Here is a 17,337-nt window from a genome sequence, read left to right as displayed (position 1 = left end):
GGGCGCGCGGGTGGCCAGCCCTCAGGCTAGGGCGCGGGGCGGAACCGGGAGGCCCGACTCGCGTGCCGGGCCGTGCTCCTGCCCCACCTCCACCCCCGTCCCCCTGCCCCCCATCCCGGCCTCGCCTCCTACCGGCGACGCCCCGCACTCGCCCCCTACCGCACAATCACCTCATTCACCACAGGCGCCACCGCCCCGCCCCGCCAGGCCAGTCGCACCCCCTCGACGGCACCCCCGCCCACCGCGAGCCTCGTATACGCACCGGACAGCGCGCCGATCGTGCGCCAGCCACCGCCCCCGCGGACCTCGACCTTCGCCGCCCCGGCCGGTGCCCCGCGCGGACGCAGAACGACCACGGACCGCGCCTCCCGAGGCGCTTCGGCCCTGAACTCCAGCGTCTCGCCGGGCCCCGCCGCCCGCGCCGCCCGATACGCGGTCGCCGGGTCGCCGTCCGCCGCCGACCGCAGCGCACTGCCCTCCGCCGCCGGCGGGCCGCCCGCCACCGTCACCGCGTCCGCCCCGGCGACCGTGAACTCCCGTACCACCAGCCAGTTCTCCTGCGCCCGCACGGCACGAGCGCGTACGTACCGGGCCTTCGCACCGGCCGGCGGCTCGGCCGTCACCTCCGCCGTTCCGTCGAAGGCGGCCAGCCGCGTCCAGGTCTTGCGGTCCGAGGAGTATTCGAGAACGCCGTGCCGGAGATAGTCGTCCGGGCTGCCGCTCTTGCCCATCGCCAGCGTGACGGTGCCGAGCGGCCGCTCGACGTGCAGATCCAGACCGACCGAGGACCCGGCCTTCGGAGCGGCGGCGCTCCAGAAGTAGGTGCCGTCATCACCGTCCGTCATACGGGAGACCGCGTTGTCCTGATAGACGGCCAGATCCGTGGACGCCTTGGGGCGGCCGATCACGCCCAGCGAGGCATCGTGCGCACCGATCGCGTCCTCGACAAAAGCGTCGACCACCCCGTCCGCGACCAGCACCGGAACCCGCTTCCCCGCCATGTCCACGTACACGAACGACTTCGCCGTCCGCACCAACTCCGGCAGCCGCTCCCGTAGTTGCCACGCCCTGGCGTCATCGCCCGCATTGATCGCCTCCAGCAGCCGGAGCGCGGTACGAGCGGCCTCACCCCACGCGTGCGTGGCGTCCAGCCATGGCTCGCTGTCCTCGATGAAGCCGCGGTCGGCAAGCCGGTCGCGGAGCACGCCCGGCGATTCCTGGAGCGTGCGCAGCACCGCGTCCAGGCGGCTCGCATCCCCGTCCTCGCCGAACTGTGCGATGGCGGCAGCCAGTTCAGGCGCCTGCCGCGGATTGAGAGACGAGGAATAGCCGGTGTCCGCGAAGGCGCGCAGAGCACGCACCGTACGGGCATCGCCGCCCGCCAGCTCCTCGATCGCCGCACCCCAGGAAGCGCGGGCGTCGTAGGCCCGGTCGTTCCACGCATAGTCCGCGACCGTATACAACGCGATCTTGGACGCCGCGGGCTGGATCATCGGATTCGCGGTGATCCCGGCCAGCCGCCCCGGCAGCCCCGGCTCCCGGCCGTTGAAAGGACCCAACAGCAGCCGGCTGGTCACATAGTCGTTGACCGGATAGTTGTCCCAGGTCAGGATCGGATGCCCGAAGACCTCCCGGGCCCGCTCGGCCTGCGCGACGGTCATCGTCGGCGCGATCACCCCCACCCCCGTCCACTCCACCAGCACGTTCTTGTCGAGCTGCGTCGCCAGCGCCTTCTTGTACGGCGACGGCCGCACGTCGTAGTACTCGGTCGGCACCATCTGCAGCGGCTCGGCACCCGGATGCCCGGCGATGAACTCCCGGTTGACCCGGTTGAGCAGATGCGCCTGCGCGGCACCGGCCGCCCCGCCGCCGGTGCCGAACTTGTCCTTGTCCGCCGCGCAGTTCCAGTCCGTGTAGCTGATGTCGTCGAGCGGCACCGCGAAGGTACGGACGCCGACGTCCCACAGTGTCTGGAACTTCGCGGTCAGCGCCTTGAGGTCGGCATCGGAGCTGTAACAGACGGACAGACCGGGGGAGAGCGCGTAGGTGAACTCCACATGCCGGGCCCGCGCCCGGTCCACCAGCTCCTTGATCTGCGCGAGCCGGTCCGCGGGGTAGGGATCGCGCCACTTCTCTCTCAGATAGGCGTCGTCCTTGGGGGAGTAGACGTAGATGTTCATCTTGTGCTCGGCGTAGAAGTCGAGCTGGTCGAGGCGTGCGGCGTGCGACCACGGCGTCCCGTAGAAGCCCTCGATGACGCCGCGCAGCGGGGTGGCGGGCCAGTCCCGCACGGCGGTGCCCGACACGCGGGCACCGGGCCGGTCGCGGTGCGGCAGCAACTGACGCAGCGTCTGCGCGGCGTAGTACGTGCCGGTGGCGTCCTTGCCGGACAGCGCGATCCGGCCCGCACCGACGCCCAGCGCATAGCCCTCCGCCGGCAGCCCACCGCTGCCCCGCGCACCCAGCCCCTCCAGGGCCCGCGCCGCGCCCGCCCCGTCCACGTAGACGGCGAGCTGTCCGCCCCCGGGAGCCCGCTCGCCCCGTACGACCCGGTCCGCACCGGCGTCCTTGAGGGACTTCTCGACGAGCGCCAGCGCGGCGGCGTCGGCCTTCGGGCCCGCTACGACGGTCACGGAGCGGGTGATGGTGGCGTGGTCGGGCCGGGCTTGGATGGACTGAGGGGTGGGCGAGATAGGTGAGATGGATGAGGTAGGTGAGGTAGGTGAGGTAGGTGACGCGGAAGGGTTGGAGGGGGTGGAAGGGGTGGCTCCAGGTCTGTCCCGGGCGGCTTGGCCCCCGGCCTGGGCCGCGCCCGGTGGCGCCGCCAGGCCCATGAGGGGGAGCACGGCGAGGGCCGTGGCCAGCGCGGTGACCGCGGCGGTGCGCGTACGGAGCATCCTTCGGTCCTCCTCGGTGCAGCGAGGTATGGGGACGAGGCACGGGGCGGGGCGCGGAAGCGGGACGCGGGGACGAGTGCGGTGCGTACCGCGCCTGGTCTGCGCCTGACTGTGGTGTGCGCTCGACTGTGGTGCGTGGACTTCGCGCCAGCAGGCTTCACCTGGTCGCCGCGCCGGGGCAATGGACTTTCGAGCCGCATGGATGGACGTTGCACTCGCCACCCCACACCGCACTCGCCACCACACCGGAAGGACGGCGGGACGGCCTGCCACCGGCGGCGAGGTGGCGCCCCGTCACCGAGACTTCGCGACGACCACCAGCAGACTCATGAACGCCAGCAGCACATGCGTCACGACCACATAGATGAACACCCGCACATAGAGCCCACGGGGCGGCTTGGTTTCGACATACACCCTGGGCGGGGCCGCGACGCTCGGCTCGGGCGGGCTCTCGTCGCAGCCCTTGGGCGGGCTCTCGATGCTCCGCTTGGGCGCGGTCTCGTCGTGCTGCTCGTGCTGCCTCGGCCTGGTCTCGGCACACCGGCCGGGCGGCGCCTCGCCAGTCTCGTCGTGCGACCCGGGAATGTCGTGCGACCCGGGAATACCGCCCCGCGCCCCCTCGTTGTGGACCCGCAGGGGGCCCTCGCATCCCCTAGGGGATCTGTTCGAACAACCCCTAGGGGGCGCCGCGTCCGGGAGCGGCTCCTGTGACGTTCGACTGGTCTGATCGGGCACGTCGTACGGTCCTTCCCTCAACACGGTCCCCTCCGAAACCCGGGCTCCCCGGAACCCGGGGCCCTTCCTCCCTGCGCCGCCCGCCGCCGGGGGCGCCCCTCACGGCGACGCGCCGGCGGCCCGGCCCATGGCGCGCCCCGCCTCACACCCCACGGCGCGGCGCGTCCTCGCCCAGACACAGCTCGGCGGCGCCGCTCTGCAGCAGGGTGTGCACGAACAGCAGGTCCGTGCCGCCCCGTGAGGCAGCGGCGATACGGTGCGGGGTCAGCGAGTCGAAGTGCGCCGCGTCCCCCGCGTCCAGCACATGCACCGCCTCGCCGAGCACCAGCCGCAGCCGCCCCTTGAGGACGTACAGCCACTCCTCGCCCGGATGGACCCGCACCAGCTCGCCCTGCGCACGCTGCGGCACATGAACCCGCAGCGCCTGCATCGCCCGCCCGGCACCGCCCACCGTCCAGTACGTCCAGCCGCCGGCCTCCGACGGCTCCGTACGGTCGGCCCGCACGATCGGGTCCCGCTCGGGCGCGGTCTCGCCGAGCAGGTCGGATACCGTGGTGCCGTACGTACGGGCCAGCGCCAGCAGCATCGGCAGCGACGGCTGACGGCGATTGGTCTCCAACCGCGACAGATGCGCGGGCGAGAGCCCGACCCGGCGGGCCGCGCCCTCCAGGGTCAGTCCGCTGCGTCGGCGCAGGTCACGCAGGCGTGGCGCGACGGTGGACAGTTCCTCGGGCGGGGCGCCGGAAGGCTCGTCGGGGGGCTCGCTCATGTCCCCGGTATAACGACCCGTCGCCCAGCAGGCAAAACTTTTGCCTCAGAGGCAAAGCAAGTCCCCACCTGGTTCCAATCACCTTCTCCGGCGAACCGTCTTCTCCGACGAACCATCTTCTCCGGCAGCGTGACCGCGTGAACTCCCGGAAAACTTCCGTTCGTTGGGATTGACAGGGTCATGTCTACGCGCGTCATCCTGGAAGGCATGAGAATCCCCCCACGGATCACCAGGATCGGCGCCGCGGGCGCCCTCGCATCGGCCCTTCTCATCGGCGGGACCGCGGTCGCCGCCCCGCCCGCCGTCGCCACGGCGCACCCGGCCACCACACACGCCAGCACGGCATACGCCACAACGGCGCACACCACGACGGCTGACACCACGACCGCGCACGCCGCAACGGCGCACTCCGCGACCCTGCGCCCCGCCACCGTGCGCGTGACCGCCGTCGGCCACATCTGCTACGCCAAGCTGCCCTCCCAGGCCCACGACACCCTCAAGCTGATCGAGAAGGGCGGGCCCTACCCGTACCCGCAGGACGGGACGGTCTTCGACAACCGGGAGGGCATCCTCCCGGACCAGGACTCCGGCTATTACCACGAGTACACCGTCGAGACGCCGGGCTCGCCCGACCGTGGTGCCCGACGCATCGTGACCGGCGAGAAGAACAACGAGGACTACTACACCGCTGACCACTACGAGTCGTTCGACCTCATAGATCGCAGCTGCTGACACGCGCTGGGAAGGCGGCGGCCGGGGTGCACGGGCACCCCGGCCGCCGTCGCGCTGCGTACGGGGCCGGTTCTCCCCTGTTCTTGGCGGAAGGGGAGCGCGGTGCCCACCCCCGAGGCAGGATTGTCAGTGGGTCCCGGTAGCGTTTCGGTAGAAACGAGGAGTGGGCGGGCATCGGCGGCAAAGGGACCATGTGATGGCCGGCCGTCGCGGGCGCGCCCGCAGGAAGTGCCGCGTTTGCCGTGGGGGCGAGGCGGCATGGACGTTGGAGACAAGGAAGGACGGCGAACTGCCGTGTATCGCTGGGAGATCACCCGGGCCGCACTGGCGCAGCGTGTTTTCGCCATCGTTCGCAGCAAGACCTACGACGAGGCGAGCGCCACGGCCGACACCCTGCTCTCGGCGGGCGTCACCAGCCTGGAGATATCCCTGACCACGCCGTTCGCACTGGAAGCCGTCACCACCCTCACCCGCGAGCTCGGCGACGACGCGGTCATCGGCGCGGGCACGGTCCTTGACGCGGTGTCGGCCCGAATGGCGGTGGACGCCGGCGCCCGCTTCCTGGTCTCGCCGAGCCTGGACGCCGAAGTCATCCGCACCGGCCACCGCTATGGAATCCCGGTCTTCCCGGGCGTGTCGACGCCGACCGAGATGGTCCGCGCCCTGGAACTCGGCGCGGACGCGCTCAAGCTGTTCCCCGCCTCCGCGTACGGACCGTCCTGGCTGAAGGACGTACGCGCGGCCCTGCCGCACGCGCCCCTGCTGCCGACCGGCGGAGTGACGGTCGAGAGCGCACCGGAATGGATAGCGGCCGGCGCGGTCGCGGTGGGCATGGGCTCGGCCCTCTCCGAGGGCGACCGCGACACCGTCGCCAAGCGCGCCGCGGAACTCCTCACCCGCCTGGCCGATGCGGCCCCCGACGGCCGGACGGACAAGAGCGGCGAGGCGGGACCGTACGACGACTGACCCCTGCGGTCAACTTTCGACACCTGCGGCCAACGGCCTTACACGGGCCCCCGATCGGCCGTCCCACGGGGATTCGCCGTCCCACTGGCCGGTCAGAGGGTTCACCTTGCCCACGGGCTCTGCCAACCTGAACCCTTCGAGCACGTGATCACGCACGCTCGCCGCGTCCAGTCGCTCTGCCGTGCCCAACGGTTCTCCCGTGCCCGGCCGTTACGCCGTGCCAGGTCGTTCCGACCTGCCCGGCTGTTGCGCCGAGTCCGGCCGTTCCGCCGCCTCCGGTCGTTGCGTCGTGCCCGGTCGCCGTGCCGTGCCCAGCCGTTTCGCCGTCCCGTCGCGTACAGGAGTCAGTCACATATGAAGCGCGCCGCCACGCTCTCCGTCCTCGCCTGCCTGCTGACCGTCACCGCCGCCGCCCCGGCGACGTGGCAAGCCCGCCAGATCACCCCCGCCCCGACCCCGGGGACCGCACCCACCACCGCCAACGGCCCGGCGGCGACCACTCCCGCCACGACCGCGAAGCGCCCCCGGCTCACCCGCACCCTCCTCGACACCATCCCCCGGCGCGGCGTACTCCGCGTCTGCACCACCGGCGACTACCGCCCCTTCACCCACCTCGACACCAAGACCGGCAAGTACAGCGGCGTGGACATCGACATGGCCGAAAACCTCGCCAAGAACCTGGACGCCAAGCCCCGTTACATCGCCACCACCTGGGCCGATCTCGCCGGCGACCTCACGGCCGGCCGCTGCGACATCGCCATGGGCGGCGTCTCGATCACCCTCGCCCGCGCCCGTACCGCCTACTTCAGCGAGCCCACGCGCACGGACGGCAAGACACCCATCGTGCGCTGCGCGGACAAGGACAAGTACCGGACACTGGCGCAGATCGACCGGCCCGGGACGGACGTCATCGTCAACCCCGGTGGCACGAATGAGGAATTCGCGCGCACCCACATCAAGCGGGCGACCATCAAGGTCCACCCCGACAACACCACCATCTTCGACGAGATCACCGCCGGCCGCGCGGATGTGATGATGACGGACGCCAGCGAGACCCGCTACCAGGCCAAGATCCACCCCGAACTGTGCGCGGTCCACCCGGACAAGCCCTTCTCCTTCTCCGAAAAGGGCTACGCACTGCCGCGCGGCGACGACGAGTTCAAGGCATACGTGGACCAGTGGGTGCACCTCGCCACGCATGACGGGACCTACCGCAAGTACGAGGACGCGTGGATGAAGTAGTGGATGAAAGCAGGGGTGCGCCGGTGACTGACGGGCGAGGAGGGGCGTGCAATATTAGAGAGTCGGCTCTAATATCGGGGGCGCTGATGGACCGCCGGGCGCGAGCCCCGGAACGGTCAACGAGCCGACGAGTCACCGAGCCAAAGAGTCGACGAGCCACCGGGTCGACAAGTCGATGAAAGGCGGGCCTGCGCGATGACCGCTAGGGAGCAGGGGCGGGGGCAAGGGGAGGGGCGGCGCAGTGCGGCGCTCGATCTCGCCGCGGCACAAAAGGCCCTGGAAGGGCAGCCGTTCAGCGGTCTGGTGGGGGCGCGGATCACCGAATTCGGGGACGGCGGTGCGACGTTGGAGATCGACGTCAGGGACGAACTCCTCCAGCAGTACGGCTTTGTGCACGGCGGCGTACTCGCCTACGCCGCCGACAACACCATCACCTTCGCCGCCGCCACGGCCCTCGGCTCGGCGATCATCACCGGCGGATTCTCCATCCAGTACCTGCGCCCGGCGCGCGGCCGCACGCTGCGCGCCCGCGCCGAGGTCGTACAGGCCGGCCGCCGGCAGGCCGTATGCCGCTGCGATCTGACCATGATCGACACGGACGGCACCGAGACCGTCTGTGCGGTCGCCCAGGGCACGGCGATGCCGCTCAACAGCCCGCCCAACGAAGCCAGTTGATCGGCCGATCAACTGGCCTCCAAGTCAGTCCGTGCTGGTTCCGATATGTCCCAGCACATTCACCACCCGCCCGTTGGGGTCCTTCACGAAGAAGCGCCGCACGCCCCACTCCTCGTCCTGCAGCGACCGTACGATCTGCGCGCCACTCGCGAGCACAGCCGCGTACACCGCGTCCACGTCCTCCACTTCGATGCTGATATCGGGGGTGACCGGCCCGGTCTGGTCGTGTGTCATGAACGTGACCTGCGCCGTGGGATTGGCGGGAGACCCGAGTGTCATCACCCACCCCAGGTTCATCACCTCTTCAAGCCCCAACAGGCCATAAAACTCTCTGCTCTTGCCCAGGTCGTCGGACTGGATATCGGGGACGATGCGGCGTACGGACATCAGTGACTCCTTGGGTTGGGCCGGGTGGGGCGTGAGGGGTTGGTGGTTCGTCAGATGATGCCGTGGGGCAGCACTCCGGCATAGGGGGGCGCTCGGCGTGGTCGAGTGCCTCCACGAATTCGCGCGGAGGGAACGAATTACTCTCCGTAATCGTTGCCGGGATAAGAAGGAGGCGACGAGGCGGCGGAGGCGAGGCAGTGAAGGCGTCGAAAGGTGAACATGACGCAGGAGGAGAAAAGGAGAAGGAGACGCACCGCGAGGTAGACGCACCTACCGAAGCCCCCCCCCGCGCCCGCGGGGACCGCGCGCCACGTACGGCCCCCGACCAGACCAGCCGGACCAGCCCCCCCTCGACCTCGACCAGACAGACCCGCCCCAGACCAGACCACCCCGACGCACGCGTCCGCAGGCCGCCCCACTCGCCCCTTGTCCGGACAATGTGACCTCTGGACTTCCCGTCATCTGCCTGGGCGGTTACGCTCGCGAGCGTGGGGAAACGCGATACAGAAGCCGTGGGCGCCGAGAGTCCCGTCCAGTTCAGCGTGGACCGGAACAGTCCGGTCCCGTTGTATTTCCAGCTGTCCCAGCAGTTGGAGGCGGCGATCGAGAACGGCAAGCTGGCTCCGGGCAGCCTGCTCGGCAACGAGATCGAGCTCGCCGGGCGGCTCGGGCTGTCCCGGCCGACGGTGCGGCAGGCGATCCAGTCGCTGGTCGACAAGGGGCTGCTGGTCCGTCGCCGGGGCATCGGCACTCAGGTCGTGCACAGCCAGGTCAAACGCCCCCTGGAGCTGAGCAGCCTCTACGACGACCTGGAGGCGGCCGGGCAGAAGCCCGCCACCCGCGTGCTGCTCAACACCACCACCGAGGCGGACGCCGAGGTTGCCGCCGCGCTGGGCATCGCCGAGGGCGCGGAGGTCGCGCTGGTCGAGCGGCTGCGCCTCACCCACGGCGAGCCCGTCGCGCATCTGCGCAACCACCTTCCCGCCGGGTTGCTGAAGCTGGAGACCGCCGAGCTGGAGGAGACCGGTCTGTACCGGCTGATGCGGTCGGCCGGCATCACGCTGCACAGCGCCCGCCAGGCTGTCGGGGCGCGCGCCGCGACGGCGGAGGAGGGCGAGCGGCTCGACGAGCCCGAGGGTGCCCCGCTGCTGACGATGCAGCGCACCACGTTCGATGACACCGGGCGCGCGGTCGAGTTCGGGTCGCATGTCTACCGTGCGTCCCGTTACGCCTTTGAATTCCAGCTGCTGGTCCGCCCCTGAGGAGTGACCCTGAGCCCTGGGGTGTGGCCGGGTGGGGGAGGGGGTGCCCTGTGGGGCCGGCCAGCGGAGTTTTCCCTGCGGGGCTGGGCGAGGGGGCGGGCGTGCCGGCTTTGGGGTTTGCGCGCTGAATGATGCTGAATGGCCGCGTGAGATGCCGTAAGGGTGCATCCCTGCCCCAGCGGCCGTAGGAGTGGCGAGTGGCCTTGGTGGGCCGCGTCTGAGCAAAGCGCCGGGTCGTGCCTTCGCGCCCCCGGCCAGATGAAGTCAGCGGGCCTCCACGCGCGGGAATTCAAAGGCGCGTGGGTGGCTGGTTTTGGCTGCCCTGGGACCGCTGGGTCGACCGGGCCGGCCGTCGTTCCCTCCCTGGATCGTCGCCGAAGCCGCCCCGAGACCGTGTCGAAGCCGCCCCGAGACTCGCTCCTGGGCTCTTTGTGGTCTGTCAGGTCGCCCTTATGTGCCACTGCGTCCCGATATGATGCGCCTCCGCGTCAGAATGTTCGGACAAAGTATTGACGTGGCTTCGTGGGCGCCTTAGAACTCTTCCAGCCGCACTCAGGCGGCCGGGAGAAAGGCGGTCCCACGATGATCGGCGTGCGAAACGTACGTATGGCTCGACCCGTCAATGTCCTCAGCAGGCGCAGCGGTCGAAGCGGGCGCGGCATGCGGAGCGTTCGGTCCGTCCGCGGTGTTCTCAGTGCGGGCCTGGTGGCGTCGCTCGCGTTGGTCGCCGGGTGTAGTGGCTCCGGGGGCAAGGGTTCCGAAGGCGCGTCCGGCGCGTCCGGTGGTGGCAAAGGTGCCGGTACGCCTCGGATGACCATCGGGATGGTCAGCCACTCCGGCGAGGGCGACACCTTCTGGGACATCGTCCAGAACGGCGCCGAAGCGGCCGCGGCCAAGGACAATGTGAAGTTTCTCTACGCGAACGACAAAGAGGGTTCGAAGCAGGCGGAGCTGATCCAGTCCTATATCGACGCCAAGGTCGACGGGCTGATCGTCACCCTCGCCAAGCCGCAGGCCGTCCAGGCGGCCGTCCGTAAGGCCGTCGCGGCGGGCATCCCGGTCATCACCGTCAACTCCGGCGGCGAGTTCTCGAAGGCGTACGGCGCGCTGACGCATATCGGTCAGGACGAGTCGGTGGCGGGCCAGGCGGTCGGCGAGGAGCTGGACGACCGGCACGCCAAGAAGGTCCTCTGTGTGATCCACGAGCAGGGCAATGTGTCGCTGGAGGACCGCTGTGCCGGTGTCCGCAAGGGCTTCCACGGGTCGGTCGAGAACCTGAACGTCGACGGCACCAACGCCCCGGCCTCGCAGTCGTCGGTGCAGGCCAAGCTGCAGTCGGACAAGTCCATCGACGCGATCGTCACGCTCGGTGCGCCGATGGCGGCGATCTCCGTCAAGGCGAGGGACGAGGCGGGCAGCGAGGCGCAGGTCGCGACGTTCGACCTGAACCCCGCGGTGGTGCGGCTCCTCAAGGCCAAGGACGTGACGTTCGCCGTCGACCAGCAGCCGTATCTCCAGGGTTACGAGGCGGTCGATCTGCTCTGGCTGCACAGGACCAATGCGGATGTGCTCGGCGGCGGCAAGCCGGTGCTCACCGGACCGGCCCTGGTCAGCGGAAAGGACGTACCGAAGTTGGAGGAGTACACCGGGCGCGGGACCCGGTGAAGCCCTACGGAAGGCGGGACCCGATGAACCGGTACAGATCACCGGTAACGGATACTTGGGCGGTTGGAGCCGGTCGCCCGGTGCCGGTGTGCGAAACCGCGACCACCAGAACCGTGACTACGGAAGTCTTGATCACCGAAGTCGTGATTTCGGAAGTCGTGATTGCCGAAACCGTGAAAGCGCAGGTAGGACAGTGCGCACGATGGCAGGCAGCGCAGCACGCACGACAGCGGGCGGGATGCCGGGCACGGCAGCGGGTGAGACGGCCGGCCCGCCGGCCTGGATGGCCGGCGATGCCGACACGGCGCGTACAGCCGCCACTGCCAATACAGCCGACACAGCGTGACATCAGCGGGAAGGGCAAGTCCTCGTGGCAAGGGTTCGGAGAAGGGGACGCGTCGTGAGCGCCGTGCTGGCAGCGGCGCTCGGCGCCTCCTTGGCGGGATGCAGCAGCACCGGCGGCAAGCGGGCGGAGGAGGAGCGCGAGGCGCAGGCCGCCGGGGGCAAGGCCGCGGTGAACACCCCCAGGTGGACGTTTGCGATGGTCACCCACTCGGGAGACGGCGACACCTTCTGGGACATCGTGCAGAACGGTGCCGAGCAGGCCGCCGTGAAGGACAACATCAAGTTCGTGTACGGGCACGACAAGGAGGCGGGCCGGCAGAGTCAGCTGGTGCAGTCCTATATCGACCAGAAGGTCGACGGGCTGATCGTCTCGCTCGCCAAGCCCAACGCCATGAAGGACGTGATCGCCAAGGCCCGGAAGGCCGGTATACCCGTGATCACGGTGAATTCCGGGGCCGAGGCGTCCAAGGCGTTCGGCGCGCTCAGCCACATCGGGCAGGACGAGACGGTGGCCGGTGAGGCCGTCGGCGAGGAGCTCAACAAGCGGGGCCGGAAGAAGGCTCTGTGCGTTCTGCACGAGCAGGGCAATGTCGGCCATGAGCAGCGTTGCGACGGTGCCGAGAAGACCTTCAAGGGCGATCTGCGGAAGCTCTATGTCGAGGGCACGAACATGCCCGATGTGCAGTCCTCGATCGAGTCGAAGCTCCAGTCGGATCGTGGCATCGACTCCGTCGTCACGCTCGGTGCGCCGTTCGCCGCCACCGCAGTGAAGGCGAAGGACCAGGCGGGCAGTAAGGCGGAGATCGATACGTTCGATCTCAATGCGCAGGTCGCGGGTGGTCTGAAGGACGGTTCGCTGGGCTTCGCCGTCGACCAGCAGCCCTATCTCCAGGGCTATGAGGCGGTCGATCTGCTGTGGCTCTACAAGTACAACTCCGACGTTCTCGGCGGCGGCAAGCCGGTGCTCACCGGACCCCAGGTGATCACCAAGAAGGACGCCGCCGCGTTGCAGGAATACACGAAGCGGGGAACCCGATGAGCACCACCGACGCACCACTTCTGCAGCCCGCGGGCCCGCCCGCCAAGGGCACCGGAGACGAACGTCTGCTGCACCGCTCTCTGGCGCGCCGTCTGATGGGCCGTCCCGAGCTGGGCTCGGTCGTCGGCGCCGCCGCGGTCTTCGTCTTCTTCTCGATCGTCGCCGAACCGTTCCTCCAGGCGTCCAGCCTGGCCACCGTGCTGTATGCGTCGTCGACGATCGGCATCATGGCGGTGCCGGTGGCGCTGCTGATGATCGGCGGCGAGTTCGATCTGTCGGCCGGTGTCATGGTCGTCAGTTCGGCGCTGATCTCGTCGATGTTCAGCTACCAGATGACCGCCAACACCTGGGTGGGTGTCGGGGTGTCGCTGCTGGTCACCCTGGCTATCGGGGTGTTCAACGGGATGTTGCTGACCCGTACGAAACTGCCGAGCTTCATCATCACGCTCGGTACGTTCTTCATGCTGACGGGCCTCAACCTGGGCTTCACCAAGCTGATCGGCGGCACCGTCTCCACGAAGTCGATCGCGGACATGGAGGGCTTCGAGTCGGCCCGTGCGCTGTTCGCCTCCCATCTCACGGTGGGCGGTGTCGACATTCAGATCACCATCCTGTGGTGGATCGTGCTGGTCGCGGTGGCGACCTGGATTCTGCTGCGGACCCGCGTCGGCAACTGGATCTTCGCGGTGGGCGGCAATGCCGATGCGGCGCGGGCGGTCGGTGTCCCGGTCACCAAGACCAAGATCGGCCTCTATATGGGTGTCGCCTTCTCGGCCTGGGTGTCCGGCCAGCATCTGCTGTTCTCGTACGACGAGATCCAGTCCGGTGACGGTGTCGGCAACGAGTTCCTCTTCATCATCGCGGCGGCGGTCGGCGGCTGTCTGATGACCGGTGGCTTCGGCTCGGCGATCGGTGCCGCGGTCGGTGCCTTCATCTTCGGCATGACCAGCAAGGGCATCGTCTACGCGCAGTGGAATCCGGACTGGTACAAGTTCTTCCTCGGCGCGATGCTGCTGCTCGCCACGCTCCTGAACGCATGGGTCCGCAAGCGGGCGGAGGAGAAAGCATGACTGCCCTCGACAAGAAGACGCCGGTGGACAAGAAGACGGCGCCGGACGAGAAGCCGGCCCTGGTCGAGCTGACCGAGGTCAGCAAGTTCTACGGCAACATCAAGGCACTCGAAGGTGTGTCGCTGGAGGTGCACGCCGGGGAGATCTCCTGTGTGCTGGGCGACAACGGCGCCGGCAAGTCCACCCTCATCAAGATCGTCGCGGGGCTGCATCAGCACGATGCGGGCACCTTCACGATCGAGGGCGAGGAGATCCGGCTGTCCTCCCCGCGTGAGGCGCTGGACCGGGGCATTGCCACCGTTTACCAGGACCTCGCGGTCGTCCCGCTGATGCCGGTGTGGCGGAACTTCTTCCTCGGCTCCGAGCCGACCACGGGGGTGGGTCCCTTCCGGCGGCTGGACGTGCGCACCATGCGCGAGACCACCCGTAGTGAGCTGCTGCGGATGGGCATCGACCTGCGCGATGTCGATCAGCCCATCGGCACGCTCTCGGGCGGCGAGCGGCAGTGTGTGGCCATCGCCCGCGCCGTCTACTTCGGTGCCAAGGTGCTGGTCCTGGACGAGCCGACGGCGGCGCTGGGCGTCAAGCAGTCCGGCGTCGTGCTGAAGTATGTGGCGGCGGCCCGGGATGCCGGGCTCGGCGTGGTGTTGATCACCCACAATCCGCATCACGCGTATCTCGTCGGCGATCGCTTTGTGCTCCTCAAGCGTGGCGCGATGGCCGGAAGTCATGCCAAGTCGGCGATCGCTCTGGAGGAGCTGACCCGCCAAATGGCGGGCGGCAGCGAGCTGGAGCAGCTCAGCCATGAGCTGGCTCGTACGGCGACGCCGGAGTTCCCCGGCGGTCACCGTCCGGAATAGGACACCGTCCGACCATCGACGCGCCCCGCGGCCGACCCACCGGCCGCGGGGCGCGTTTCCCCACGTCGCGGTGCGCCGGACGGTGCGAGTGATGCACAATCGCACCGAAACGATGCACGAGGTCGCATCGGACGACAGCGGTGCACGCCATCGCGTCGCACGACGGTGATGAAGCGCTCTCGCATCGGACGACGCACGCCGAGGCCCCGGCCTCCTGAGACCCGCAGGGACGAGACGACTCTTGCGAGCACGCAGCCGCCGCGACCGGAACGGCATCCGCAACGGCATCCGTAATGGGGAACGTCGCGGGAAGAGGGTGGGTCGATGAGCATGTACCGGGAACGGGTGCACCGGGGGTCCGCGAGGGCCACCGTGCTGCGTACGGTCGGTACCCGGGAGCGGCGCTCGCATCTGACCGCGCCCCGTGTGCCCACCGTCGGTATCGATATCGGCGGCACCAAGGTCATGGCCGGTGTGGTCGACGCCGACGGCACGATTCTGGAGAAGGTCCGTACCGAGACGCCGGACAAGTCCAAGAGTCCCCGGGTCGTCGAGGACACCATCACCGAGCTGGTGTTGGATCTCTCCGACCGGCATGACGTGCACGCGGTGGGCATCGGGGCGGCAGGCTGGGTCGACGCGGACCGCTCCAAGGTCCTCTTCGCGCCCCATCTGAACTGGCGCAACGAACCGCTGCGGGACCGCCTGGCGGGCCGGCTGGCGGTTCCCGTCATGGTCGACAACGACGCCAACACGGCCGCCTGGGCGGAGTGGCGGTTCGGTGCCGGACGCGGCGAGGACCACCTCGTCATGATCACGCTCGGTACGGGTATCGGTGGCGCGATCCTGGAGGACGGCGCCGTCAAGCGCGGCAAGTACGGTGTGGCGGGCGAGTTCGGCCATATGCAGGTCGTGCCGGGCGGCCATCGCTGCCCCTGCGGCAACCGGGGCTGCTGGGAGCAGTACAGCTCCGGCAACGCGCTGGTCCGTGAGGCTCGGGAGCTGGCGGCCGCCGACTCCCCGGTGGCGTACAACATCATCGACCGGGTCGGTGGGCGGGTCGGCGACATCACCGGGCCGCTGATCACGGAGCTGGCACGGGAGGGCGACGCGATGTGCGTCGAGCTCCTGGAGGACATCGGCCAGTGGCTCGGTGTCGGGATCGCCAATCTCGCGGCGGCCCTCGACCCCTCCTGCTTCGTCATCGGCGGAGGCGTCAGCGCCGCCGACGACCTGCTGATCGGGCCGGCCAGGGACGCCTTCCGGCGTCATCTCACCGGCCGTGGCTACCGGCCCGAGGCGCGTATCGCCAAGGCCCAGCTGGGCCCCGAGGCGGGCATGGTGGGCGCCGCCGACCTCGCCCGTCTGGTGGCCCGCCGCTTCCGGCGCGCCAACCGGCGGCGCGTCGAGCGCTATGAACGCTATGAACGGGCCGGCCGACGATGACCGAACCGGACCCGCTGATGAACGACGACCTCCAGCCCGCCGTGCCGCCGCGTGTCAAGCGTGGCCGCACCTGGCTGTCCGCGCTGATCATTTTCCTGCTGATCGCGATCCCGGCCGGCTATATCGTCATCTCCGCCGAGCAGAGCCGCGACAGCGGCGAGGGCAAGGAACAGGAGGCCGCCGCCACCGGCCTGACCAACGCCTTTCCGTCCCGGGTGCAGCAGCGGATCTACAACGTCCCGGTGCCGCTCGGCTCGACCCCGGTCTATTACTACGAGACCAACTCCTGGCAGACCAGCTCGCTGTTCGTGCAGTTCAGGACCAACGACTGGGGCCTCGACCACTACCTGAAGTCCATCGGCTCCAGCACCGCCGACCTCAAGAAGGGCAAGGCCACCATCACGCCGGGCCAGGCGGCGAAGGTCGGCTGGGACTTCGGTATCGACGCGCCGTGGGCGGGTACGACGGCGCGGATGAAGGCGCCGCACCCGTCTCAGCAGATCATGGTGAGCTTCGACGAGCCGGGGCATCCGGTGGTGTACACGGTGTCGACGGTGAAGTTCTGAGGGTCGGGTTCTGAGGGCCGAGTTCTGGCGATCGGGTCGTGGCGATCGGGTCGTGACGGGCTGGGCGTCGGGTGAGCGAGGAGACCCTGCGGCACCGCTCGCGACGTACCGACGATTGTCGGTGTCGCCCTTTTCTTCGGCGAACCTGGCTTCCGACCCAGCCATTTGAGTTCTGCCGGTCATATGGCCATTCGGTGACCTTCTCCGGGAGGTGCTGAAACCTTGTGGTTGTGCGGCAGGTTGGCGCTGCGCGTCGACGAATGCGTGCCGCCAGGAGCTGGAGCATTTGAGGAATGCTTTCCGTCGCAGTACGGGGCAGGGTGTACGGCAATTCGTCCGAGGGCACCGCGTGAGAATGCGCGAGCCGGAGCGTATATATCCGTTGGCGGTCTACAACCACCGCAGCCGACAGCGTGACTGGTTCTACCGAACGTTCCGCACATACGAGAACTTCCGTGCCGAGGTGATCGAGGAGGTGCGCCAAGTGCGGTACGAGAAGGGCGATGCGGCGATCGTGCGGCATTTGCGGATCCTGTACCCGCACCTCCCGGTGCCTGTGATCACACGGCTGATCAAAGAACTCTGACCCGGCACCCGCCGGTAGCGCCGCGCGCACGGCAGCACCCGGGGCCGGCCCGACGCCGAGGTGCTCCGCCGCGATGCTCCCGGCTCCCGCTGGGG

General features: G+C 69.2%; 16 protein-coding genes. 12 read left to right on the top strand and 4 right to left on the bottom strand.

Annotated features, from left to right (window positions below; all coding sequences use genetic code 11):
* Positions 1-155: 155 nt before the first annotated feature.
* From FCH28_RS16160 to FCH28_RS16150, 3 genes are all read right to left on the bottom strand, one after another.
* Positions 156-2,897, bottom strand: coding sequence for a glycoside hydrolase family 84 protein (locus tag FCH28_RS16160; RefSeq protein WP_187363841.1), 2,742 nt, complete (start codon positions 2,895-2,897; stop codon positions 156-158).
* Positions 2,898-3,191: 294 nt separating this feature from the next.
* A complete protein-coding gene (locus FCH28_RS39230; protein WP_246102894.1) occupies positions 3,192-3,632 on the bottom strand; it encodes a DUF6126 family protein in 441 nt (146 codons plus the stop codon).
* 142 nt (positions 3,633-3,774) lie between these two features.
* Entirely contained in the window at positions 3,775-4,401 is a 627-nt protein-coding gene (locus FCH28_RS16150) for a helix-turn-helix domain-containing protein (protein ID WP_136740541.1), read from the bottom strand.
* 207 nt (positions 4,402-4,608) lie between these two features.
* Between FCH28_RS16150 and FCH28_RS16145 the strand changes: the two genes are divergently transcribed.
* The 4 genes from FCH28_RS16145 to FCH28_RS16130 all read left to right on the top strand — a co-directional run bounded on the left by FCH28_RS16145 (position 4,609) and on the right by FCH28_RS16130 (position 8,016).
* Positions 4,609-5,133 carry a guanyl-specific ribonuclease gene (locus tag FCH28_RS16145; RefSeq protein WP_136740540.1) on the top strand — a complete coding sequence of 175 codons (525 nt, stop codon included), beginning with the start codon at positions 4,609-4,611 and terminating at the stop codon, positions 5,131-5,133.
* 294 nt (positions 5,134-5,427) lie between these two features.
* A complete protein-coding gene (locus tag FCH28_RS16140) occupies positions 5,428-6,099 on the top strand; it encodes a bifunctional 4-hydroxy-2-oxoglutarate aldolase/2-dehydro-3-deoxy-phosphogluconate aldolase (RefSeq protein WP_136740539.1) in 672 nt (223 codons plus the stop codon).
* A gap of 354 nt (positions 6,100-6,453) precedes the next feature.
* Positions 6,454-7,341, top strand: coding sequence for a transporter substrate-binding domain-containing protein (locus tag FCH28_RS16135; protein WP_187363840.1), 888 nt, complete (start codon positions 6,454-6,456; stop codon positions 7,339-7,341).
* A 195-nt stretch (positions 7,342-7,536) separates the two neighbouring features.
* A complete protein-coding gene (locus FCH28_RS16130; RefSeq protein ID WP_136740538.1) occupies positions 7,537-8,016 on the top strand; it encodes a PaaI family thioesterase in 480 nt (159 codons plus the stop codon).
* A gap of 24 nt (positions 8,017-8,040) precedes the next feature.
* Here the strand turns inward: FCH28_RS16130 and FCH28_RS16125 are convergent, their stop codons facing one another.
* Entirely contained in the window at positions 8,041-8,403 is a 363-nt protein-coding gene (locus FCH28_RS16125) for a VOC family protein (protein WP_136740537.1), read from the bottom strand.
* Positions 8,404-8,945: 542 nt separating this feature from the next.
* Here FCH28_RS16125 and FCH28_RS16120 point away from each other — a divergent pair.
* The 8 genes from FCH28_RS16120 to FCH28_RS16085 all read left to right on the top strand — a co-directional run bounded on the left by FCH28_RS16120 (position 8,946) and on the right by FCH28_RS16085 (position 17,242).
* On the top strand, positions 8,946-9,665 hold the full coding sequence (locus tag FCH28_RS16120) for a GntR family transcriptional regulator (protein WP_136740738.1): 720 nt from the start codon (positions 8,946-8,948) through the stop codon (positions 9,663-9,665).
* A 660-nt stretch (positions 9,666-10,325) separates the two neighbouring features.
* Complete coding sequence (locus FCH28_RS16115; RefSeq protein ID WP_136740736.1) at positions 10,326-11,330, top strand: sugar ABC transporter substrate-binding protein; 1,005 nt, start codon at positions 10,326-10,328, stop codon at positions 11,328-11,330.
* Positions 11,331-11,700: 370 nt separating this feature from the next.
* Positions 11,701-12,714 (top strand): sugar ABC transporter substrate-binding protein, encoded by a 1,014-nt coding sequence (locus FCH28_RS16110; protein WP_484422074.1) that lies wholly within the window; start codon positions 11,701-11,703, stop codon positions 12,712-12,714.
* Positions 12,711-13,784: an ABC transporter permease gene (locus FCH28_RS16105; RefSeq protein WP_136740536.1), complete on the top strand. Its 1,074-nt coding sequence runs from the start codon at positions 12,711-12,713 to the stop codon at positions 13,782-13,784. The genes FCH28_RS16110 and FCH28_RS16105 overlap by 4 nt, the downstream gene beginning before the upstream one ends.
* On the top strand, positions 13,781-14,644 hold the full coding sequence (locus FCH28_RS16100) for an ATP-binding cassette domain-containing protein (protein WP_136740535.1): 864 nt from the start codon (positions 13,781-13,783) through the stop codon (positions 14,642-14,644). The genes FCH28_RS16105 and FCH28_RS16100 overlap by 4 nt, the downstream gene beginning before the upstream one ends.
* A 324-nt stretch (positions 14,645-14,968) precedes the next feature.
* A complete protein-coding gene (locus FCH28_RS16095) occupies positions 14,969-16,090 on the top strand; it encodes an ROK family glucokinase (RefSeq protein ID WP_136740534.1) in 1,122 nt (373 codons plus the stop codon).
* Positions 16,087-16,656, top strand: a complete 570-nt coding sequence (locus FCH28_RS16090; protein ID WP_136740533.1) for a hypothetical protein — start codon at positions 16,087-16,089, stop codon at positions 16,654-16,656. Before FCH28_RS16095 ends, FCH28_RS16090 begins: the two co-directional genes overlap by 4 nt.
* Before the next feature lie 355 nt (positions 16,657-17,011).
* On the top strand, positions 17,012-17,242 hold the full coding sequence (locus FCH28_RS16085; RefSeq protein ID WP_136740532.1) for a hypothetical protein: 231 nt from the start codon (positions 17,012-17,014) through the stop codon (positions 17,240-17,242).
* Positions 17,243-17,337: the final 95 nt, after the last annotated feature.

It is taken from the genome of Streptomyces piniterrae, from assembly GCF_005048155.1.
In the GTDB taxonomy this organism is placed as follows: Bacteria; Actinomycetota; Actinomycetes; order Streptomycetales; family Streptomycetaceae; genus Streptomyces; species Streptomyces piniterrae.
This window is presented reverse-complemented; position numbering and strand designations above follow the sequence as displayed.

Excerpts from the sequence above, each read along its gene's own strand:
- FCH28_RS16160 (WP_187363841.1), bottom strand. The coding sequence starts at position 2,897 with ATGCTCCGTACGCGCACCGCCGCGGTCACCGCGCTGGCCACGGCCCTC.
- FCH28_RS16150 (WP_136740541.1), bottom strand. The coding sequence starts at position 4,401 with ATGAGCGAGCCCCCCGACGAGCCTTCCGGCGCCCCGCCCGAGGAACTG.
- FCH28_RS16145 (WP_136740540.1), top strand. The coding sequence starts at position 4,609 with ATGAGAATCCCCCCACGGATCACCAGGATCGGCGCCGCGGGCGCCCTC.
- FCH28_RS16135 (WP_187363840.1), top strand. The coding sequence starts at position 6,454 with ATGAAGCGCGCCGCCACGCTCTCCGTCCTCGCCTGCCTGCTGACCGTC.
- FCH28_RS16130 (WP_136740538.1), top strand. The coding sequence starts at position 7,537 with ATGACCGCTAGGGAGCAGGGGCGGGGGCAAGGGGAGGGGCGGCGCAGT.
- FCH28_RS16125 (WP_136740537.1), bottom strand. The coding sequence starts at position 8,403 with ATGTCCGTACGCCGCATCGTCCCCGATATCCAGTCCGACGACCTGGGC.
- FCH28_RS16115 (WP_136740736.1), top strand. The coding sequence starts at position 10,326 with ATGCGGAGCGTTCGGTCCGTCCGCGGTGTTCTCAGTGCGGGCCTGGTG.
- FCH28_RS16105 (WP_136740536.1), top strand. The coding sequence starts at position 12,711 with ATGAGCACCACCGACGCACCACTTCTGCAGCCCGCGGGCCCGCCCGCC.
- FCH28_RS16100 (WP_136740535.1), top strand. The coding sequence starts at position 13,781 with ATGACTGCCCTCGACAAGAAGACGCCGGTGGACAAGAAGACGGCGCCG.
- FCH28_RS16095 (WP_136740534.1), top strand. The coding sequence starts at position 14,969 with ATGAGCATGTACCGGGAACGGGTGCACCGGGGGTCCGCGAGGGCCACC.
- FCH28_RS16090 (WP_136740533.1), top strand. The coding sequence starts at position 16,087 with ATGACCGAACCGGACCCGCTGATGAACGACGACCTCCAGCCCGCCGTG.
- FCH28_RS16085 (WP_136740532.1), top strand. The coding sequence starts at position 17,012 with ATGCGCGAGCCGGAGCGTATATATCCGTTGGCGGTCTACAACCACCGC.